The following is a 21,272-nucleotide window of genomic DNA, read 5'->3' as shown; positions in this document are numbered from 1 at the left end:
GTCAGCACCGGCTCACCCGAGGAGAGGCAATGAGGCAGACGTTCATGTCCAACCAGAAGGGAACATTCATTCACCTAAGGGACATGACGCTCTGTGAAAACACTCAACCTTGGAATCCTGGCGCATGTAGACGCCGGTAAGACGAGCCTGACCGAGCGGCTGCTGCACGCCGCCGGCGTCATCGACGAAGTCGGCAGTGTCGACGAGGGCAGCACCCTGACCGACTCCCTGGCGCTGGAGAGGCAGCGGGGGATCACCATCAAGTCCGCCGTCGTCTCGTTCGCCGTCGACGACGTCACGGTCAATCTGATCGACACCCCCGGCCACCCGGACTTCATCGCCGAGGTGGAACGGGTCCTCAGCGTGCTCGACGGCGCGGTGCTGGTGATCTCAGCCGTGGAGGGCGTCCAGGCGCAGACCCGGGTGCTCATGCGCACCCTGCAGCGGCTGGGCATTCCCACCCTCCTCTTCGTCAACAAGATCGACCGCGCCGGGGCGCAGTACGAGCCCGTCCTGCGAAGGATCGCCGAGAAGCTGACGCCTGCGGCCGTCGCGATGGGACGGGTGCGCGGACTCGGCACCCGCACCGCGGAGTTCACGACCCACGGCGCATCCGATGAGAGCTTCACGGCACGGCTCGCCGAGGTCCTCGCCGAACACGACGACGCTGTGCTGGCGGCGTACGTCGAGGACGAGAGCGCCCTCTCCCATGAGCGGCTGCGTGGGGAGCTGGCGGCCCAGTCGAAGCGGGGGTCCGTCCACCCCGTCTTCTTCGGCTCGGCCATCACCGGCGCCGGTGTCGAAGCGCTGACCGCAGGGCTCAAGGAGCTGCTGCCCGCGGCTGAGGGCGATCCCGACGCACCCGCACACGGCATCGTCTTCAAGGTCGAACGAGCGGCGGGCGGGCAGAAGACGGCCTACGTCCGCATGTTCTCGGGAACCGTGCGCGTAAGGGACCGGCTGCTCCACGGTGACGAGGGCGAGGGCAAGGTCACCGGCATCGACGTGTTCGACAACGGGTCGGACGCTCCGCGACCGTGCGTCGAGGCCGGACGGATCGGCAAGCTGCGCGGGCTCGCCGGTGTCCGTATCGGCGACGCCGTCGGATCGGTCCGGAAGCTGACGCGGGAGGAGCACCACTTCGCGCCGCCCACGCTGGAGACCGTCGTCCTGCCGTGCAGGCCCGAGGAGTCGGGCGCGCTGCACACGGCGCTCACCCAACTCGCCGAACAGGACCCGCTGATCGGCCTGCGGCAGGACGAACTCCGCGGCGAGATCCACGTGTCGCTCTACGGCGAGGTCCAGAAGGAGGTCGTACAGGCCACGCTCGCCGACGAGTTCGGGCTGCACGTCGCCTTCCGCGAGTCGACGACCATCTGCGTCGAACGGCTCGACGGGCCCGGTTCGGCCGCGGAGATCATGAACAAGGAGCCCAACCCGTTCCTCGCCACCGTCGGTCTGCGCATCGAACCCGCCCCGCCCGGCAGCGGCGTGCGGTACGGACTGGAGGTCGAACTCGGCTCCATGCCCTACGCGTTCATGAGGGCAGTCGAGGACACCGTGCGCGAGACGCTGCGCGAGGGGATCCACGGCTGGGAGATCCCCGACTGCACGGTCACCATGACGCACTCCGGTTACGCACCGCGCCAGAGCCATGCCCACGCGATCTTCGACAAGAGCATGTCCAGCACGGGTGCCGACTTCCGCCAGCTCACACCCCTGGTCGTGATGGACGCCCTCAGGGATGCCGGGACGACGGTCCACGAGCCGATGCACCGGTTCCGGCTGGAGATCCCGGCGGAGACGTTCGGCGCCGTGCTGCCCGTGCTCTCACGCCTGCGCGGGGTGCCGCAGGCGCCGGTGACGAAGGGCGACGCATATCTCCTGGAGGGAGAGATCCCGGCGGCGCGCGTGCACGAGCTGGAGCAGCAACTGCCCACGCTGACAAGCGGGGAGGGGGTGCTGGAGTGCGCCTTCGCCCGCTACCGGCCGGTGGTGGGGGAGATCCCGTCGCGTCCGCGCACCGACCACGACCCGCTCAACAGGAAGGAGTACCTGCTGCGCGTCGTGCGGAGGGTGGCAGGAGCCTGACCGCGTCCTTGCCCGTTCGCCTTCCGGTGCCCTGCCCGTTCGCGGGCGGGGCCGGGCGGCGATTCACGGTGCGAGGACGTCCAGTTCGGCCAGGGCGTCCTCCGTGATGGTGCGCATCAAGCGCTCCGCGGCCGCACCGTCGCCTTCCCGCACGGCCTCCGCGACCTGGACGTGCATGGTGACGGCCTCCTGGCGGGGATCGCTGAACATCACCTCGTGCTCCGTGCGTCCGGTCAGGACGGCGGCGACGACATCGCCGAGCCGGGCGAACATCTCGTTCCGCGACGCCCGCAGTATCACGCGGTGGAACGCGACGTCGTGCACGAGGTAGTTCGCCAGCTGCTCCCCCCGGGAGGTGCGCACCATGCCCAGAGTGTGCTCGGTCAGCTCGGCGCACTCGTCCGGCGTGGCCAGCTCCGCCGCGAGACGGGCCGCCATGGGCTCGACCGCCGAGCGCAGCCTCGTCAGGGAACGCAGCTGCCGCGGCCGGTCCGCGCCCGCGAGGCGCCAGGTGATCACCTGCGGATCGAAGACGTTCCACTGCTCGGTCGGCAGCACGGTCACGCCGACCCGGCGGCGCGACTCCACGAGATGCATGGACTCCAGCACCCGCACCGCCTCGCGCACGACCGTGCGTGAGACCTCGTACCGCTCGGCCAGTTCGTCAGTGAGCAGCACGGTCCCGGGCGGGTAGTCCCCCGCGGTGATCGCGGGCCCGAGCCGGCCGAGCAGCCGTCCGTGCAGCCCCCGCCCTCGGCCGTCCGCAGCCTGGCTGGTCATGAGTCTCCTGACTTCTCTCCGGCCCGTGGAGTCAGCGTACGGGGTGGCCGTCACGGCAAATTAAGTATGACGAATCAATGTCTGGCTATTGAATAAGTGTGACGTAATGAGGTTGAGTGTGCGGCGCCCAGACGAAAGACGACAGCGAGGTGCGCATGGGGTCTCCTCACGAAAGGCATGGCGCCTCCCCGCCGAAGGCTCGGGGTCTCCCCACCGAAGGCCGGGGACTCGGCGCGGCGCGTCCGGCGGGCGGCGGCCGTGACCAGGGACGCGAGCGCCGCGACGCCCGCCCGGCCGAGGTCCTCACCGCGGGCGGCGTCGTGATCGTCATGGGGGTCGCCGGAACGGGCAAGACCACCGTGGGGGCGCTGCTCGCCGACGCGTTGGCAGTGCCCTACGCCGAAGCCGATTCCTTCCATCCGCCGGAGAACGTCGCCAAGATGACCGCGGGTGAACCCCTCGACGACACCGACCGTGAGCCATGGCTCGACGCCATCGGCCGATGGGCCGGCGAGCGGCGGGAGTCCGGAGGGGTCGTCAGCTGCTCAGCGCTCAAGCGCGCCTACCGCGACCGGCTGCGCGCCGCCGCCCCCGAGGTCTTCTTCGTCCACCTCACCGGCGACCGGGCGCTCATCGCCCGCCGCATGGAGCAGCGCCGCGACCACTTCATGCCGCTCACGCTGCTGGATTCGCAGTTCGCGACGCTCCAGCCGCTGCAGCAGGACGAAGCCGGTGCCGCCGTCCCCGTCTGTGCCGATCCCGGCACCGTGACCCGGCGGGCCCTGGCGGCCGTGCGTGAGTGGTCCGCCGTCCTGGAGGCGCCTCCGGCGGTCCGCCCGTAGGCGTCGTCCCCACGCCGTCCGGGTCGCCCTCCGGCCCGGCCGCCTCGTCACTGCCGGGACCGCCCGCTCGCGCGGTCCCGGCGGTCACCGAACTCAACCCCCCGTCCCCGTAACCCCGTTCATACGTCGACAAGGAAGAGCCGTGCGCCATCTCAGTGCCGAGATACTTGCGGCCGGACCGGAGCCGATAGATCCGATCAGCTCCGCCGGCAACCTTCAGCTGGGGCTCGCAGCCCTGGCAGGCATCGCCGTCATCGTTCTGCTCATCACGCGCTTCAAGGTCCACGCGTTCCTCGCGCTCACCCTCGGCACCCTCGCTCTCGGTGCCGCGGCGGCAGCCCCGCTGGACAAGACCATCGAGAGCTTCTCCACGGGACTCGGCGACACGGTCTCCGGGGTCGGCGTCCTCATCGCGCTGGGCGCCATGCTCGGGAAGCTGCTGGCGGACTCCGGCGGCGCCGACGAGATCGTCGACACGATCCTCGCCAGGACGGGCGAGCGCTCGATGCCGTGGGCGATGGCCCTGATCGCGGGCATCATCGGGCTTCCCCTCTTCTTCGAGGTCGGCCTCGTGCTGATGATCCCCGTGCTGCTGCTCGTCGCACGGCGCGGCAACTACTCCCTCATCCGCATCGGCATCCCCGCGCTGGCAGGCCTGTCGGTGATGCACGGCCTGGTGCCTCCGCACCCCGGGCCGCTCGCCGCGATCGACTCGGTGCACGCGGACCTCGGTGTGACCCTCGCCTTCGGCGTGCTCGTGGGCATCCCGACCCTGGTCGTCTCCGGTCCCCTCTTCGCGCGCTTCGCGGCGAAGTGGGTCGACGTGCAGCCGCCCGAGGGGATCGTGCCGCAGCGTCCGTCGGAGGACCTGGAGCGGCGCCCGAAGTTCGCCGTCACCGTCGGGACGGTGCTGCTGCCCGTCGTGCTCATGCTCGCGAAGGCGCTGACGGACATCGTCGTCGGCGACCCGGAGAACACGGTGCAGCGGGTCATGGACGTGGCAGGCTCGCCGCTGATCGCACTGCTCGCGGCGGTGATCGTCGCGATGTTCACGCTGGGCAGGGCCGCGGGCTTCACCAAGGGGCGGATCACCTCGACCGTCGAGTCGTCGCTGCTGCCCATCGCCGGGATCCTGCTGATCGTCGCCGCGGGCGGCGGTTTCAAGCAGACGCTGGTCGACGTCGGCATCGGCGAGATGATCATGGACTTCTCGAAGAGCTGGTCCGTGCCCGCGCTGCTGCTGGGCTGGCTGATCGCCGTCTGCATCCGGCTGGCGACCGGCTCGGCGACCGTTGCGACCATCTCGGCCGCCGGACTCGTCGCCCCGCTCGCCGCCGACATGAGCACCGCACAGTCGGCGCTGCTCGTGCTGGCCGTCGGTGCCGGCTCCCTCTTCTTCAGCCACGTCAACGACGCCGGCTTCTGGATGGTGAAGGAGTACTTCGGCATGAGCGTCGGCCAGACGATCAAGACCTGGTCGGTGATGGAGACGCTGATCTCCGTCGTCGCCCTGATCTTCCTGCTGCTTCTCTGGCTCGTGGTCTAGCCTCCCGCGTGGAGCAGCCGGGGCCGGTGGGTCCGCGTCGAACGCGCGGATCCACCGGCCCTTCGCCGTCAGCCGAGAGCCGCGCGCTTGAGTGCCCGTACGCGCCGGGCCGCCCTGCGTACCGTCGGCCTGCGCCGCAGGAACGCGAACTGCCGCGTCCAGCCGCCCGGAAGAACGAGCGCCGTGAGGCGGCGCCGCTTGAAGTAGCGCAGAGTACGGGAGTTGAGGTTCGCGGAGAGATACCGCTCGGCCTCGCCACGCACACCCGGCAGGATCTCGGGCTGCATGCAGAAGCCCACCGTCCGTAGCAGACCGGTCAGTTGACGCTCTATCTCCGCCGCCTCCGGGATGCGCCAGGAACCGGGACCGGTCTCCGGTCCCTCGCCGTCGCCCCTCTCCTCGGCGACGTCGGGCAACAGCGCGTCGACGAGCGTGACCGGCACCCGGTTGCTGTTCTGGTACGGCGTCAGGCGCTCCAGCAGCAGACCCGTGCCCGTACGGGCGACGGGCAGCCCGTAGAAGGAGGCGGCCGTCAGCAGAGCGGTCGAGAAGCAGCCCACGACGAGGTCCGGGCGCATCTGCTCGTAGAGCACCTCGGCCAGCACCGGAGTGTTCAGCACCCGCAGTTCGACGCCGAGTTCACCTGCCTCCTTCTCCAGAGCGCGTGAGAAGCGCGCCGGGGCGACGGGGTGCGGCTTGAACACCACACTGGTGTGGCCGAGCCGGGCAGCGCCGCGCAGCATCCGCACATGAAGCTGCTCCTCCTCCTCGTGCGTGAGGATCTCCAGCGCCGACATGTACTGCCCCAGCAGCAGCGCGCCGCCCTTGGGTACGGACGTCACGCTCGGCGGTACGTCCTGAGCCAGCTCCGCCAGTACGGAGGTGAACGCGTCGGTCGGTACGACCTCGCTCTGCACGCCGAACTCCGTGAGCAGCAGCGGCTCCAGGCCGGGCAGCAGGTCGAGGTGGAGCAGCCGCCGCACGCGGGAGCCGACCAGCGGGTCGAGCTTGTTGCGGGTGGGGCCGTAGCTCATCAGGCCGTCCGCGTACACCTCGAGGGGGGAGTCGGGGAACAACCGGGCGACGGCCAGGGCCGGTTCGACCTGTATGGACTCCACGACGAGCTCCACCTCGTCGTCGCCGAGACCCCACAGCAGCCGCAGATACTTCTCCAGCATGGGCACGTCGTCCGCGCGCGGCGACCAACCCCCGGGATGGAACGGGTCGATGGCCTCGTTCCACGACAGCACCCGGTCGAAGCGGTCCCGCAGCCGCTCGAATCCCGGCATGGTGTCCAGCGAAGGAGTCGTCTCCGGGTTCGCGGCGTTGTTGCTGACCAGCAGCAGCCGGCGGTCGCTCCGAGGCGTCCCGTCCGGCAGGCCGGAGGTGAACTTCCCGGCGTCGATGGCGGCGGCCAGCGTCGCGGCGCCGTAGAGGGTCGAGGCGAAGAAGATCTGCGTACGCATGCGGGGGGTCCGTCCTGAGAGGTCTGTGTCGCTCACGCCGCCTCTCCCGGCGCCTGGCGGAAGAGGGCGGGACGGCGGCGCAGCCTGCGCAGCCGCGAGGCGCGCTCGACGTCCATGGAGTCCAGCGCTTCGGAGAGCAGGCCGGCGGGAAGCCGCCGGAGCGCGGCGGCGCTGCGGGTGCGCAGTTCGCGCTCCACGCGGGGCTGGAACCGCCCGCTGGTCAGATGGTGGGAGATGATCGCGCAGTACGTGCGCACGGCCTTCGGCAGCAGCTGGTCGGCGTCGCGGTCGCGTGACGTCTCGTCGATGACCTGGTCGAAGGCGCGGATGAAGTCCAGCTGGCGCACGTCGCCGATCTGCGTGAGGGACGAGGCGACGCCGCGCCTGTAGTAGACGCCCATCATTCCGATCGTGGCGAACGACTTCGCCTCGCGGTGCAGCCGCCAGATCCACGGGCGGTCCTCGGCGGTCCGCAGCCCGTGCGTGAAGTGCAGCAGCCCGTCGTCCAGCAGCCGGCGGTGGTAGATGCCGGCCCAGGCGTAGGCGTAGTCGACGGACGTGGTGCGGTCGGCCGGCAGGATCGCGTCCCGCGGGTCCATGACGACGCCGCGGCGGCCGTGCGGGACGCGGGCGATCGTACGGGCACGCGCTGTGCAGCTGACGTGGTCGGTACGTACGAAGTCGCAGCCCAGTTCCTCGATGGCGGCCAGCAGCCGGGGGTAGTAGCCCGGCGCGAGCCAGTCGTCGCCGTCGAGGAAGGCGAGATATCTGCCGCGGGAAGCGTCCAGGCCCGTGTTGCGTGCGGTCGCGAGACCGCCGTTGCGTTCGTGCCGCACGAGGACGGCCCCGCTCAGTTCCCGCTCGGCTTCCGCGAGAATCTCCGGGGTGTCATCCGTCGAACAGTCGTCGACGAGAATGAATTCGATGTCCTCGCGCGCATTCGCGCGTAGGCTTCTGATTGCTTCTTGGGCGTAGGACTGCACGTTGTAGAACGGCACGATGACGGAAAGATTGACCACCCGGCCGACGATAGAGCCGCCGGCGGCCCTGTTTGTGGCGTGCTCCGCAAGCGCCGGTGAACGGCGCATGGCGGGACGGTGAATCCGTTCACCCGTGGGCTCGTTGGCCAGTCAGCGGTGCGCTGTTAACCAGTTGTTGTATTTCCGTTGGGCCGGGCTCCGGAATTGCTTTCTAGCGTCGAGGACGTGCAAGCAAACATTCCTCCCGTGGTCGCCGACCATTCCGCGGATTCCGCCTCCCCGCTCCGTGCGGCGGTGCTGGCGGATTCCGACACGCGCTGGAAATGGGGAGCGCTCACCGCGCGACGCATCGCCCCCGGCGCCCGTGTCGACGGTCTGCTGCTGCGCGGACGTGCCACACCGACGCCCCGGCAGCTCGCCGAGGTCGGCGTCGACGTGGACTCGCTGCGGGAGACGAGCGGCGCGGCCTTCGTGGGGGAGACCGCGGACCGGAGCAAGTACGACGTCGTCGTCCTCTCCTGTGTCGGCGGAGCGGTGCAGGCGATGCTGCACGGAATGGCGCACGCGTCGCTGACCGCCTCCGAGGAGCACGGCGCAGCCGGTTCCGCTGCCGCCGAAGCCGTCAGCGCCGAAGCCGTCAGCGGCGAGGCAGACCAAGGGGTGCGGCGCCCGGTCACCGTCACCGGATACGTCGGCGTCGTCTACGAGAAGCTCGCCGACGGGCTGCTGCTGCGCCACGGCGCCGACGTCGTCCTCGCCAACTCCCGCTACGACGCCGAGCGTTTCCGCGAGGTCTACGAGGGCGCCGGTGCCGACGCCTCCTCCGTCACCGAGGGCGCGCTCCCGTTCCTCGGTGGCGCACCCTACGAAGGCCCGGGCGCGGAGCGGCCGTTCACCGTCGTCTTCGCCGCGCAGCCGTCCGTGCCCGCAGGCCGTGACGACCGCGCCTACCTGCTGCGCCGCGCCGCCGAGCACGCCCGCAGCCACCCGGGGCGCGAGGTGCTCATCAAGCTCCGCAGCCGCCCGGGCGAGCACACCACGCACATCGAGGAGCAGCCCTACCAGCGGCTCTCCGAACGGCTGAGCGGCGGCCTGCCGCCCAACTGCCGCCTCGTGTACGGGCACATGAGCGACGTCCTGGACCGCACCGACCTGCTCGTGACCGTGAGCTCCACCGCCGCGCTGGAGTCGCTGCACCGGGGGATCCCCACCGCCGTCCTCACCGATCTCGGCGTGCGGGAAGCACTCGGCAACCATCACTTCCTGGGCTCCGGCTGCCTCGCCTCGTGGGACGAGCTCGACGCCGGGCACCTGCCGTCCGCCGACGCCGAATGGACGGCGCGGCAGGGCGTGCTGGCCGGCGGCACGTACGAGCGTGCCTTCGACCGTGCGCGGGACCGGGTGGCGCGGCTCGCCGAGCGCGAGCGGCTGCCCGCGATCGCGCCGTACTACACGCCCGTGACCGCACCCGGATATCTCCCGGGCGTCCTTGCCCGCTACGGCTTCGGCACCGACGGCTCGGTGCTGCCCGGCGCCGCGAAGGCCGCTGCCGCCGGCGCCTCCTCCGGGGTGCGCGCCGCCGTGCGGGGTGCCGTGCGGGACGCGGCACGCGGGGCGTACCGGCACGGCGTGCAGCGCGTGGCGCCCGTCATTCGCCGCATGGGGGAGCTGTGACGGGCCGTGGCGCCGCGCGCCTGTCCGCGCCGCGCCCGCCCGCGCCCCACCCCCCATCCACCGCCGAGGAGTGTTGACATGACCGAGCTGTCCGCGACAGGACCCGGGACGAACGCCGCCACGGCACGCGCCCGCCGCGTCCTCGCAGTGATCCCCGCACGCGGCGGGTCGAAGGGCGTGCCCGCGAAGAACCTCGCCACCGTGGGCGGCGAGCCGCTGGTGGCCAGGGCCGTACGGGCGTGCCTCGCAGCGGACCTGGTGACGGACGTGGCCGTGTCCACCGACGACTCGGACATCGCCGCCGCCGCACGCTCGGCCGGCGCCCAGGTGGTGGAGCGGCCCGGTGAGATAGCGGGAGACACCGCGACCAGCGAGGCCGCGGTCCTGCACGCCGTCGACATCTGCGAGTCCCGCTCCGGAGTCCCCGTCGACGCGGTGCTGCTCGTGCAGTGCACGAGCCCGTTCATCACCCGTGACGACATCGACGCGGTGGCCGGAGCGGTCGTCGAGGGCGGCGCGGACAGCGCCCTGACCGTCGCCCCCTTCCACGGCTTCATCTGGCGCGACGGCCCGGACGCGGGGGGCACCGCCGGCAGCGCGGACGCCGCGGACGCGGCTTCCGGCGGCAGCTCCGCCGAGGCCACCGGCGGCTTCGGCGTCAACCACGACAAGGCCTTCCGGCCGCGCCGCCAGGACCGCCCGCAGGACCTGCTGGAGACCGGCGCCGCGTACGCCATGGACGCCGCCGGCTTCCGCAAGGCCGGACACCGCTTCTTCGGACGCACCGAGCCGGTCCGTACGGACCCCGCCCGCGTCCTGGAGATCGACGACCCGCACGACCTCGCCCGCGCCCGCGCGCTCGCGCCGCTGCTCGACGCGGCGCGCCCCCGCGTGCTGCCGGCCCGCGAGGACGTGGACGCGGTCGTGCTCGACTTCGACGGCACCCAGACGGACGACAGGGTGCTGATCGACTCCGAGGGACGGGAACTGGTCGCCGTGCACCGCGGCGACGGCCTCGGCATCGCCGCGCTCCGACGCGACGGTCTGGAGCTGCTGATCCTCTCCACGGAGGAGAACCCGGTCGTCGCCGCACGGGCCCGCAAGCTGCGGATCCCCGTACTCCACGGCATCGACCGCAAGGACCTCGCACTCAAGCAGTGGTGCGAGGAGAAGGGCATCGGCCCTGAGCGCGTGCTCTACGTCGGCAACGACGTCAACGACCTTCCCTGCTTCAACCTCGTGGGCTGGCCCGTGGCCGTCGCGGGCGCGCACGAGGTCGTACGCGAGGCAGCACGCGCGATCACTTCGACGCCGGGGGGCGAGGGCGCGATCCGCGAGATCGCCTCATGGCTCCTCGGGCCGTCCCTGTAACTGACCTCAGCAACAAGTGAGATGGAGGAGAACCGTCCTCATGAGCACCAACCGTCTGCGCAGCCTCGGTGACAAGACCGTCGGCCCCGGACAGCCCGTATACGTCACCGGCGAGATCGGCATCAACCACAACGGCGAGCTCGAGAACGCATTCGCGCTCATCGACGCCGCCGCCGAGGCCGGCTGCGACGCCGTGAAGTTCCAGAAGCGCACCCCCGAGGTGTGCACCCCGCGCGACCAGTGGGACGTCGAGCGCGACACCCCCTGGGGCCGCATGACCTACATCGACTACCGGCACCGCGTCGAGTTCGACGAGGACGGCTACCGGGCCATCGACGAGCACTGCAAGAAGCGCGGCATCGACTGGTTCGCCTCGCCGTGGGACGTGGAGTCCGTCGCCTTCCTCGAGAAGTTCGGCGTGCCCTGCTACAAGGTGGCCTCCGCGTCGCTCACCGACGACGAGCTGCTGCGCGCGATGCGCGCCACCGGCCGCACCGTGATCCTCTCCACGGGGATGTCCACCCCGAAGCAGATCCGGCACGCGGTGGAGGTGCTCGGCAGCGCCAACATCGTGCTCTGCCACGCCACTTCGACGTACCCCGCACAGGCGGGCGAGCTGAACCTGCGCATGATCCACACCCTGGAGCGCGAGTTCCCGAACGTGCCCATCGGCTACAGCGGCCACGAGACCGGTCTGCAGACCACTCTCGCCGCGGTGGCCCTCGGCGCCGCTTTCGTGGAGCGGCACATCACCCTCGACCGCGCCATGTGGGGCTCCGACCAGGCCGCGTCGGTCGAGCCGGGCGGCCTCCAGCGGCTGGTGCGCGACATCCGCACCATCGAGGACTCGCTGGGAGACGGCGTGAAGAAGGTCTACGAGAGCGAGCTGAAGCCCATGGAGAAGCTGCGCCGGGTCAAGGGCGTCGTCGCCGAGGCCGAGGAGGCTGGAGCCGACGGTGCCGAGCGTGAGCCGGCAGCAGTCTGACGGGCCGACGGAGCCGCGACGTGAGCCGAAGCGGACGGGACGGGGCCCGCGCCCGGGGAAGAAGGCCGGGCGCCACGCTTGCCTTCGTGGAGAGCCCCGTACAGCTCCTCAACGTCCTGGAGTGGGCGCACTCCGCGGCGGTGATCCCCGCTGCGCCCGGCTCCGTTGAAGCCGGCCCGGCGGAAGCCGCCGCGGAGGTGCCCGGCCTCACCGTGATCGTCCTCTCCCCCCACGACCCCATGACGCGCGGCCAGTTGCGCCGTGTCGCGGAACTGGCGCGTGACGAGGGCGTCTCCGTGCGGTGGGAGGAGGCGCGCGGCGGACCCACCGCGCCGATCAAGACGATCGGTTCGCTCGTGCGTGAGCTGCGGCGTGCGCGCCGGGTCGTCATCGGCGACCCCTTCTCGCGGTACGTGCAGCTGCTGCTCACGCTCACGTCCGCGCGCAGCGTCGTCGTGGTCGACGACGGCACCGCGACGATGGAGTTCGTCTCCCAACTCGCGGGCGGGGAACGCCTGGTGCGCTGGCACCGCAAGGGCTCGGCACCGGCCGGGCCGCAGGCGGCAGCGCAGGCCGTTCTCTTCGCGCCCTTCGCACGGCGGGCCCGCGCGCGGCTCACCCCGGGGGGCCCGCAGCCGGAGGCACCACGGGTCTCTCCGTCGGACGCGGGGGAGGGACCGGGCCGCCGTCACAGCGAGCGCGCCCGCCGGGTGGAGATCTTCAGCTCGATGCCCGTGGACGCCTCCGACGGGCGTCTGCGGGAGCTCGGCGTCACCGTCGCCGCCAACGACTTCGCCTGGACCCGCTCGCGCTTCGGTCCGCCACGGCTGACCCGCGGCACCGACCTGGTGGGCACCTCCCTGGTGGAAACCGGGGTCGTGGATCTGGAGCGCTATCTCGAAGGGGTGGCGGACCTGGCGCGTACGCACGGAGCCACCCGCTACTTCGCCCACCGCCGCGAGAGCAACGAGAAGCTCCAGCGCGTGCAGTCGGCGACGGGACTCGAGATCGTCCGGCCCGACCTGCCGCTGGAACTCGTCGCCAGGCGCGGGCCCATCGGCCGGACGGTTGTGAGTTTCCCCTCCACCGTCGTGCACACCCTGCCACTGGCCCTGGCCGGGACGCCCGTCTCGGTGGCGGTCTGCGAGGTGGACCGCACGTGGTTCACGGCGGGCGCTTCACCCCGCGCCGAGGGCTTCCTCTCGGGGGTCACGGACAGTGCACGCCGGGTGCGCAAACTCGGCGGTCCGGAGGGCCAGGGGGCGGCGGGCCGTACAGTGGTCGGACCCGCGTCCGGCCGCACCGGGCCTGCGGAGACCGCGACCCCGCCGCAGCAGCCGTCACGCACGTCGGTCTCCAGGGAGGCGGGCCAGGCGAGCGCGTAGGTATACCCACCTCCATCAGGACATAATCGCCATCCTCAAAAATTTTTGTCCCCTGAGGGGCTGAACTTTCCGACATCGGCTGCATGCGGTGGCCTGAAAACGCCTACCCTGCGGATATGAACAGAGTCCTGTCCCCCGAGCCGGAGGTGGACCCGACCGGCGAAGCAGCAGTCGAAGCAGCCCTGCTGGGCGTGGTGCCCGAGCTGCCCGGCAGACTTTCCGACGAGCTTCGCGAGGAACTCGTCGCGTTCCGGCGCGACCTGCACATGCACCCGGAACTCGGCAACCAGGAGTTCCGCACGACGGCCGCGATCAAGGCCCGCCTGGAGCAGGCCGGTCTGCGGCCCCGGACCCTGCCGATGGGCACCGGCCTCATCTGCGACATCCACCCCGGCCTCGCCGAGCGATGGGACGGCGTCCGCCCGATGCTGGCGCTGCGCGCGGACATCGACGCGCTCCCGATCCCGGACACCAAGTCCGTCCCGTACCGGTCGACAGTCCCCGACCGCGCGCACGCCTGCGGCCACGACGTGCACACCACCGTCGTGCTCGGCGCGGGGTTCGTCCTCGCGGAACTGGCCCGCGCGGGCCACCTGACGCGTTCCGTACGGCTCCTGTTCCAGCCCGCCGAGGAAGTCCTGCCGGGCGGGGCCACCGACGCGATCGACGGCGGGGCGCTCGACGGCGTCGGCCGGATCCTCGCCGTCCACTGCGACCCGCGCGTCGACGCCGGCCGTATCGGGCTGCGCCCCGGCCCCATCACCTCCGCGTGCGACCGCGTCGAGGTGAGCCTCAGCGGGCCCGGCGGCCACACCGCGCGGCCACATCTGACCACCGACCTGGTCACGGCGGCCGCGAAGCTCGTCACCGAGGTGCCCGCGCTGCTCTCCCGCCGCGTGGATGCCCGCGCCGGCATGGCCCTCACGTGGGGACGGATCGAATCCGGCCACGCCTGCAACGTCGTGCCGCAGCGGGCGGAGCTCTCCGGCACCCTGCGCTGCCTGGACCTCGCAGCCTGGCGGGACGCGCCCGACCTCGTGCACGCCGCCATCGACGAGACGGCCACGCTGCACCGCGCCAAGTCGGAGATCACGTACGTGCGGGGTGTGCCACCGGTCGTCAACGAGGCAGGCACGACTGAGCTGTTGCGTACGGCGATGACGGCGCGGCGCGGCTCGCCCACGGTCGAGGACACCGAACAGAGCCTGGGCGGCGAGGACTTCTCCTGGTACCTGGAGCATGTCCCCGGCGCGATGGCCCGCCTCGGCGTCCGGCCCCCCGGGGACCGGCACCCGCGGGACCTTCACCAGGGCGACTTCGACGTGGACGAGGCGGCGATCACGGTCGGCGTCGAACTCTTCACGGCGGCAGCCCTCCTGGACACCCCACCCCCGGCGTAAGCGGCTCGCGCCTGGTGCTTGCCGCCACACGGTTCGCCTCCGGTCCGTTGTGCGGACCGGAGGCGAACCTTCGTTGTGGGTGCCGGGTGCGGGTCCCTGCGGGGGCTTGCCGGTGTGCGCCTCGGGTTTGTGCGTGGTGGCGGGTGCGGGCCGTTCCGGGGGTGGCCCCGGGGCGGCATGATTTACGGCCGACCAACGGAACCAGTTCGTGAGCTCTGCATCGGCACAAATCACTTCCCCACGCTTCGCTGGGGAGACCCCAATGGCCCCGGAACCATCCCCCTCCACGACCCACACCCTCCTGCCGTCTCGCGGCTGCTCCTCTCGTACCGGTACGCCGTCGTCCGATGGGCCGACCGCCCACCGCGGCTTCCGGCCGGTGGCCTCCTCCAGCCGCTCGCCGAGTCGCGATGGTGCAACTCGTCTGCCATGGGGGCTGGTTCGCCGATAACGACGTTGGCCGGGCCCGGGCCGGAGGGGAGGCTACGGATCTGGTCCCACCGGGGGAGAGTCGCTGAACGACGCGGAGGGGGCGGGACGCGCAGGGGGGCTTGGGCCGGGCTTAAACGTGATTTGTGGCCGATGCGAACCTCGCAATCTGGTTCCCAGTGGTCGGCCGTAAATCATGCCGCCCGGACATGCCCCCCGGAGCGGCACGCCCCCGCCACCCAAGACGAACCGACAGTGCACACCGGGAAGCCCCAGCGACGCGGCACGCCCCCGCCACCACGCACGGACCGATGGCGAGCCCCGGCCAGCCCCACGCACCGCACCGTTGCTGACCGGGGGCGCAGCCCCCTTGGCACCGATCCGATAACAGCATTCCGGCAGGTCTTTACGTGAAATCTACGCGCGTTAATCTGTGCCGGAAGCCAGCGCCGGAAGAGGCGCTTCCAAGAGCCGAAGGGGACGTCCTCTTGCGCAGGGTAACCAAGCTTGCAGCCGCGGTCACCGCTACCGCGGCCCTCGCCCTGACCGCCACCGCGTGCGGTGAGAGTTCTACAGATTCCGCCGGCAAGAAGGACAAGGGAGTCGGCCTGGCCTTCGACGTCGGCGGCCGTGACGACCACTCCTTCAACCAGGCGGCGGCGCGTGGCGTCGACAAGGCCAAGAAGGACTTGGGCGTCAAGTTCAAGGAGATGACTGCCAGCAACGACGAGACCGAGGCGGACCGCGAGCAGCGCATAACCTCGCTCGCGGAGGCCGGGTTCAACCCGGTCATCGGCGTCGGCTTCGACTACGGCAAGTCGATCAACAAGGTCGCCAAGAAGTTCCCGAAGACCACCTTCGGTGTCGTCGACTCCCCGTCGGAGGGGAAGAACGTCGCCGGTCTCGTCTTCGCCGAGCACGAGGCGTCCTACCTCGCGGGCGTCGCCGCGGCGAAGAAGACCAAGACCAAGGAGGTCGGCTTCATCGGCGGCGTCAACAACGCGCTGATCCAGAAGTTCCAGGCGGGCTTCGAGCAGGGCGTGAAGGAGACCGACCCGAAGGTCAAGGTCACTTCGCAGTACCTGTACCCGACGAACACCAAGGGCTTCAACGACCCGGCGGCCGCCAAGGACAAGGCCAAGGGCATGCTCGAGTCCGGCAACGACGTGATCTACTCCGCCGCGGGCCAGTCCGGTGTCGGCTCGATCGAGGAGATCAGCAAGCAGAAGGGTGCCTGGGCGATCGGAGTGGACTCCGACCAGTACACCCAGCCCGGTCTGTCGAAGTACAAGGACGCGATCCTCACCTCCGCCGTCAAGAACGTGGACGTCGCCGTCTACGACCTGATCAAGAGCGTCGAGGACAAGAAGCCCATGAAGGGCACCACCGCCTTCGACCTGAAGGAGGACGGCGTCTCGCTGGCCACCTCCGGGGGCTTCATCGATGACATCCAGAGCGACATCGACAAGGCCAAGAAGGAAATCATCGACGGCAAGATCAAGGTCAAGGACACCCCGTGACCCTGCTGCCGGTCCGCTGCGAGTGACGGCGGGCCGGCCGCAACTCCCGTGCACGGAACGGGAGGCGGTACGGATTCCGGGATCGGGCGTATCCACAGGCAGCGGCTGCCTGTGGATGCGCCCGTGACCGTCCCGCCCCTGCCCGTACGGGCTCGAACCCTCCACTGAACTGCAGCGTTTCAGGAGAGTGCGTCATCTCAACGTCCAGCAGCAGCCCCCCGGCGGCCGCAGACGCGGCGGGCACAGAGAACGGCTCGGCCTCCCGGCCCGCCGTCGAACTGCGCGGCATCACCAAGCGGTTCCCGGGCGTCGTGGCCAATCACGACATCGACTTCACCGTCCGCCGTGGCACGGTGCATGCCCTCGTCGGTGAGAACGGCGCCGGCAAGTCGACCCTGATGAAGATCCTCTACGGCATGCAGAAGCCGGACGAGGGCACCATCGCCGTCGACGGCGAACAGGTCTCGTTCGCGACCCCCGGCGACGCCATCGAGCGCGGAATCGGCATGGTGCACCAGCACTTCATGCTGGCCGACAACCTCACGGTGCTCGAGAACACCGTGCTGGGCGCCGAGGGCCTGCACGGGATCGGCACCCGCGCCCGTCAGAAGATCAAGGAGCTGTCGGACGCGTACCGGCTGGGCATCCGCCCCGACGTGCTCGTCGAGGACCTGGGCGTCGCCGACCGGCAGCGCGTGGAGATCCTCAAGGTCCTCTACCGCGGTGCGCGGACCCTGATCCTCGACGAGCCCACGGCGGTGCTCGTCCCGCAGGAGGTCGACGCTCTCTTCGAGAACCTGCGGGAGCTGAAGGCCGAGGGCCTCACGGTGCTGTTCATCTCGCACAAGCTGGGAGAGGTGCTCTCCGTCGCCGACGACATCACGGTCGTCAGGCGCGGCACGACCGTCGCGTCCGTGAAGCCGGAGCAGACAACGCCGAAGCAGCTCGCCGAGCTGATGGTGGGCAGCGAACTGCCCTCGCCCGAGACCCGCGAGTCGACGGTGACGACCGCGTCGATGCTGACGGTCGACGGGCTGCGGCTGTGCGCTGACGACGCCGACGGTCCGGTGCGTGAGGTGCTGGACGACATCACGTTCACCATCCACAAGGGCGAAGTCCTGGGCGTCGCGGGCGTCGAGGGCAACGGCCAGGCCGAACTCGTCGAAGCCGTCATGGGCATGCGCGCGCTCGACGCCGGCACCGTCACCCTCGACGGCAAGGACGTCACGGCGCGCTCCACGCGTGAGCGGCGCGAGGGCGGCATCGGCTACATCCCCGAGGACCGGCACCGGCACGGACTGCTCCTGGAGGGCACCCTCTGGGAGAACCGCATGCTCGGGCACGTCACCGAAGCGCCCAACAGCAAGGGCCAGTTGCTCGACATCGCGGGGGCGAGGGCGGACACCGCCCGCATCGTCGCCGACTACGACGTCCGCACGCCGGGCATCGAGGTCACCGCGGCCTCGCTCTCCGGCGGCAACCAGCAGAAGCTGATCGTCGGGCGGGAGATGAGCCACCATCCCAAGCTGCTCATCGCCGCACACCCCACGCGGGGTGTCGACGTCGGCGCACAGGCGCAGATCTGGGACCAGATACGTGAGGCACGACGCGAGGGCCTGGCCGTGCTGCTGATCTCCGCCGACCTGGACGAGCTGATCGGGCTCTCCGACACTTTGCGCGTGATGTACCGCGGCCGCCTCGTCGCGGACGCCGACCCCGCCACCATCACTCCGGAGGAGTTGGGCTCCGCCATGACCGGCGCCGCCAGCGGCCATCTCGAAGGCTCCGACGACGGGGACGTTCAGGACTCGGTGCAGGACGCCGTTCCGGGACAGCGGGAAGGGGGTGCTGAGCGGTGAAGAAGCTCGACAAGGAGCGGCTGATCCTGGCGCTCGCCGCCCCGCTGCTCGCCATCGTCGCGGCGCTCGTGATCACTTCCGGCGTCATCCTGACGACCGGCAAGGACCCGTTCTACGCGTTCTACGTGATGATCGACTTCGGCTCGAAGAGCGACAGCCAGGTCTGGATCATCAACAAGGCGATCCCGTACTACCTTTCAGCCGTAGCCGTCGCGATCGGCTTCCGGATGAACCTCTTCAACATCGGCGTCGACGGCCAGTACCGCATCGCGGCCTTCTTCGCCGCGGTCGTCGGCGGCTCGCTGACGCTCCCCGGAATCCTCCAGATCCCGATCGTCATCATCGTCGCGATGGTGGTCGGCGGGCTCTGGTCCAGCATCGCGGGGCTGTTGAAGATCACTCGGGGTATCCACGAGGTCGTCACCACGATCATGCTGAACTTCATCGCCGCCTCCACCATCGGCTTCTTCCTCCAGGACGGCAGGCTCGCGGAGAAGGACGGCAACCTCTTCCACACCCCTGACATCCCGGCATCCAGCCACTTCTTTACCATCCCGACCGACCCGGACCCGATCTACGGCACGGTCGTCGTCGCCGTACTCGTCGGCCTCGCTTACTGGTTCGTTCTCGGCCGCACACGGTTCGGCTTCGACCTGCGCGCGGTGGGCCGTTCCGAATCCGCGGCCTCCGCGAGCGGCGTGAGCGTCAAGCGGATGGTGGTCACCTCGATGGTGCTCTCGGGCATCGTCGCCGGCCTGGTCGGCATGCCGACGCTGCTCAACGCCTCGTACAACTACGGCACCGACTTCCCCGCGGGCATCGGGTTCACGGGCATCGCGATCGCCCTGCTGGGACGCAACCACCCGGTGGGCATGGCGCTCGGCGCCCTGCTGTGGGGCTTCCTCGAACGCACGGGCACGCAGCTGGAGTTCGAGGAGTACGCCCAGGAGATCGTCGGCGTGATGCAGGGCGTCATCGTCCTGTGCGTCGTCATCGCCTACGAGGTCGTACGCCGCTACGGGCTCAGCAGGCAGCAACGTCAGGTCGGCGAGCAGCTGGCCGCCCAGGCCCGTAAGAGCGAGAAGAAGAAGGCGGAGGTGTCCGCGTGAGCACGAACATCACTGCCAAGGCCGGCGGGAACGGCACCGGAACCCACGGTGAGAGCGGCGCGAACGGCAAGGGCAACGGCAACGGGAAGAGGCCCGGTGGCGGCAACGGCACCTCCGCCGCCCGCAGGCCGGACGGCGCACGCCGCAAGCTCTCGTACCCCGTCGTCCTGCTGATCATCGCCGGGGCACTCGTCGCCCTCTCGCTGCTGCGCATCATCACCGGCTCGGACCAGGTCACCTCCAGCGGCCAGTACTCCAGTGCGCTCGCCGCGGCCGTCCCCATCGGCCTCGCGGGGCTGGGCGGTCTGTGGTCGGAGCGTGCGGGCGTCATCAACATCGGCCTCGAAGGCATGATGATGCTCGGGACCTTCGCCGCCGGCTGGATCGGCTGGCAGCAGGGGCCCTGGATGGCGGCGCTGGCCGGCATCGTGGGCGGCGCGCTCGGCGGCCTGGTCCATGCGATCGCCACCGTCACCTTCGGCGTCGACCACATCGTCTCCGGTGTCGCCGTGAACATCCTGGCGCTCGGCGTCGTGCAGTTCCTCGCCAAGCTGTGGTTCGGCGCGGAGGGCAGCGCCGCCGCCGACGCGGGCGGCAACGACAAGCAGTCGCCGCCGATGGAGGACATGCCGACGTTCACGGTGCCGGGACTCGCCGACGGCTTGCAGGCCGTCGAGAAACACCACTGGTTCCTCGTCTCCGACCTCGCGGGCATCCTCGGCTCGTTCGTCAGCAACGTCTCCTGGCTGACCGTGCTCGCCGTCGCGCTCTTCGCCGGGAGCTTCTTCGCGCTGTGGCGCTCCTCGTTCGGGCTGCGGCTGCGCTCGTGCGGTGAGAGCCCCATCGCCGCCGAGACCCTCGGTGTCAACGTGCTCAGGTACAAGTACGCGGCGGTCACCGTCTCCGGCGCGCTCGCCGGGCTCGGCGGTGCGTTCCTCGCGATCGGCGTGCACATCTACCAGGACCAGCAGACCGGCGGCCGCGGCTACATCGGCCTCGCCACCATGATCTTCGGCAACTGGCGTCCGGGAGGCGTCGCCATGGGCGCCGGCCTCTTCGGCTTCATGGACGCGCTCCAGCTGCGCGCCGGCGGCCCGACGGTGCATGCGCTGCTGCTCCTCGTCGCCGTGATGCTCGCGGCGCTCGCGCTGTGGAAGCTGCGCAAGGGAGGCATGGTGCAGGCCGCGATCAGTGGCGTGATCGCTGTGGGTCTGCTGGTGTGGTATCTGATGACGGACACCGTCCCCCTGGAGTTCGTCGAGATGAGCCCGTACATCACCACCCTTCTGGTGCTCTCGCTCGCCGCGCAGCGGCTGCGTCCACCCAAGGCCATCGGCAAGTCCTACCGCCGGGGGCAAGGCACATGACGACCGCCCCGGTCGGCTCCGCGGATGTCGACTGGGCGGGGCTGCGGGAAACGGCCCGGGAGGCGATGACCCGGGCCTACGCCCCCTATTCGGGGTTCCCCGTCGGCGCGGCGGCACTGGCCGACGACGGCCGCACCGTGTCCGGCTGCAACGTGGAGAACGCGGCCTTCGGCATGGCGCTGTGCGCCGAGTGCGGCCTGGTCTCCTCGCTGATCGCCTCGGGCGGGGGTCGGCTCACCGCGTTCACCTGCGTCGACAAGCACGGTGATCTGCTGATGCCGTGCGGGCGCTGCCGTCAGCTGCTGTGGGAACACGGGGGACCGCAGCTGCTGATGGAGACCGCGGGCGGCATCCGCACACTGGCCGACCTGCTGCCGGACGCGTTCGGTCCGGCGGATCTGAAACGCTGACCGGGCCGGCCGCGCGCCCGCTCTGCGGCCTTTTCTCCTCTGTTTCCTCTCTGTCCGG

The 21,272-nt window shown here is 70.5% G+C and carries 16 protein-coding genes; 13 read left to right on the top strand and 3 right to left on the bottom strand.

The features are described 5' to 3' along the window. The first annotated feature begins 93 nt into the window (after positions 1-93). Positions 94-2,091 carry an elongation factor G gene (locus tag G4Z16_RS11400; RefSeq protein WP_197350706.1) on the top strand — a complete coding sequence of 666 codons (1,998 nt, stop codon included), beginning with the start codon at positions 94-96 and terminating at the stop codon, positions 2,089-2,091. Between the two features lie 63 nt (positions 2,092-2,154). Here G4Z16_RS11400 and G4Z16_RS11395 read toward each other — a convergent pair whose 3' ends face one another. Further along, on the bottom strand, positions 2,155-2,871 hold the full coding sequence (locus G4Z16_RS11395) for a FadR/GntR family transcriptional regulator (protein ID WP_197350705.1): 717 nt from the start codon (positions 2,869-2,871) through the stop codon (positions 2,155-2,157). A 329-nt stretch (positions 2,872-3,200) separates the two neighbouring features. Between G4Z16_RS11395 and G4Z16_RS11390 the strand changes: the two genes are divergently transcribed. Both G4Z16_RS11390 and G4Z16_RS11385 read left to right on the top strand, forming a co-directional pair. After that, positions 3,201-3,713: a gluconokinase gene (locus G4Z16_RS11390; RefSeq protein WP_197354382.1), complete on the top strand. Its 513-nt coding sequence runs from the start codon at positions 3,201-3,203 to the stop codon at positions 3,711-3,713. A gap of 142 nt (positions 3,714-3,855) precedes the next feature. After that, positions 3,856-5,259: a GntP family permease gene (locus tag G4Z16_RS11385; protein WP_197350704.1), complete on the top strand. Its 1,404-nt coding sequence runs from the start codon at positions 3,856-3,858 to the stop codon at positions 5,257-5,259. Positions 5,260-5,327: 68 nt separating this feature from the next. Here the strand turns inward: G4Z16_RS11385 and G4Z16_RS11380 are convergent, their stop codons facing one another. Beyond that, entirely contained in the window at positions 5,328-6,725 is a 1,398-nt protein-coding gene (locus G4Z16_RS11380) for a polysialyltransferase family glycosyltransferase (protein ID WP_197354380.1), read from the bottom strand. Between the two features lie 32 nt (positions 6,726-6,757). Beyond that, complete coding sequence (locus G4Z16_RS11375) at positions 6,758-7,744, bottom strand: glycosyltransferase family 2 protein (protein ID WP_197350703.1); 987 nt, start codon at positions 7,742-7,744, stop codon at positions 6,758-6,760. A 255-nt stretch (positions 7,745-7,999) separates the two neighbouring features. Between G4Z16_RS11375 and G4Z16_RS11370 the strand changes: the two genes are divergently transcribed. The 10 genes from G4Z16_RS11370 (at position 8,000) to G4Z16_RS11325 (ending at position 21,214) form a co-directional block, all read left to right on the top strand. Further along, the gene (locus tag G4Z16_RS11370; RefSeq protein WP_197354378.1) at positions 8,000-9,379 is read left to right on the top strand and encodes a DUF6716 putative glycosyltransferase; all 1,380 of its coding nucleotides are present in this window, start codon (positions 8,000-8,002) and stop codon (positions 9,377-9,379) included. A gap of 78 nt (positions 9,380-9,457) precedes the next feature. Beyond that, complete coding sequence (locus G4Z16_RS11365) at positions 9,458-10,750, top strand: acylneuraminate cytidylyltransferase (protein WP_197350702.1); 1,293 nt, start codon at positions 9,458-9,460, stop codon at positions 10,748-10,750. 40 nt (positions 10,751-10,790) lie between these two features. Then, complete coding sequence (locus G4Z16_RS11360; RefSeq protein WP_197350701.1) at positions 10,791-11,735, top strand: N-acetylneuraminate synthase family protein; 945 nt, start codon at positions 10,791-10,793, stop codon at positions 11,733-11,735. Between the two features lie 20 nt (positions 11,736-11,755). Beyond that, entirely contained in the window at positions 11,756-13,120 is a 1,365-nt protein-coding gene (locus G4Z16_RS11355) for a hypothetical protein (protein ID WP_246530797.1), read from the top strand. Between the two features lie 116 nt (positions 13,121-13,236). Next, on the top strand, positions 13,237-14,520 hold the full coding sequence (locus G4Z16_RS11350) for an amidohydrolase (protein ID WP_197350700.1): 1,284 nt from the start codon (positions 13,237-13,239) through the stop codon (positions 14,518-14,520). 917 nt (positions 14,521-15,437) lie between these two features. Then, positions 15,438-16,469 carry a BMP family lipoprotein gene (locus tag G4Z16_RS11345; protein WP_197350699.1) on the top strand — a complete coding sequence of 344 codons (1,032 nt, stop codon included), beginning with the start codon at positions 15,438-15,440 and terminating at the stop codon, positions 16,467-16,469. A 278-nt stretch (positions 16,470-16,747) separates the two neighbouring features. Further along, positions 16,748-18,328, top strand: coding sequence for an ABC transporter ATP-binding protein (locus G4Z16_RS11340; protein ID WP_246531271.1), 1,581 nt, complete (start codon positions 16,748-16,750; stop codon positions 18,326-18,328). Beyond that, on the top strand, positions 18,325-19,437 hold the full coding sequence (locus G4Z16_RS11335; protein ID WP_197350698.1) for an ABC transporter permease: 1,113 nt from the start codon (positions 18,325-18,327) through the stop codon (positions 19,435-19,437). The genes G4Z16_RS11340 and G4Z16_RS11335 overlap by 4 nt, the downstream gene beginning before the upstream one ends. Then, positions 19,434-20,804: an ABC transporter permease gene (locus G4Z16_RS11330; protein WP_246530796.1), complete on the top strand. Its 1,371-nt coding sequence runs from the start codon at positions 19,434-19,436 to the stop codon at positions 20,802-20,804. Before G4Z16_RS11335 ends, G4Z16_RS11330 begins: the two co-directional genes overlap by 4 nt. Beyond that, positions 20,801-21,214, top strand: a complete 414-nt coding sequence (locus G4Z16_RS11325) for a cytidine deaminase (protein ID WP_197350697.1) — start codon at positions 20,801-20,803, stop codon at positions 21,212-21,214. Before G4Z16_RS11330 ends, G4Z16_RS11325 begins: the two co-directional genes overlap by 4 nt. The last annotated feature ends 58 nt before the right edge of the window (positions 21,215-21,272 follow it).

It is taken from the genome of Streptomyces bathyalis, from assembly GCF_015910445.1.
Taxonomy (GTDB): domain Bacteria; phylum Actinomycetota; class Actinomycetes; order Streptomycetales; family Streptomycetaceae; genus Streptomyces; species Streptomyces bathyalis.
The sequence above is the reverse complement of the archived record's forward strand: the minus strand, read 5'-3'. Positions and strand labels throughout refer to the sequence as shown.